The sequence below is a fragment of the Salinicola sp. CPA57 genome, from assembly GCF_003206035.1.
Lineage (GTDB): Bacteria > Pseudomonadota > Gammaproteobacteria > Pseudomonadales > Halomonadaceae > Salinicola > Salinicola socius.
The window spans coordinates 1-222 of the sequence record NZ_PZJR01000040.1; the positions used below are offsets into that span (position 1 = coordinate 1).

Genomic DNA, 222 nt, shown 5'->3' on the forward strand with positions numbered 1-222 from the left:
GGCGAGCCGCCGGTGGCGTTCTGCTTGTCGATCCACTGGCTGATATTGCCCAGCGTTCCCGCCAGCGCATCGCCAGCGCTGGCCAGCGCATCGTGATAGTCCGTTGCCGCCTTCTGCGCTTCCTCATGCGCAGCCTTCTCATCCTGCAACGCCCAGATGCGCTCCTGAATCGGGCGCAGCGACTCGTCGATGGTTTCCAGCTCGCGTTCGCGCTGCAGATTC

General features: G+C 64.4%; 1 protein-coding gene. It reads right to left on the bottom strand.

Translation table 11 applies throughout. The annotated features are described in order from the left end of the window. Positions 1 to 222 (bottom strand): hypothetical protein (locus tag DOM36_RS20230; RefSeq protein WP_198651352.1); only part of this gene is annotated, 222 nt, incomplete at both ends.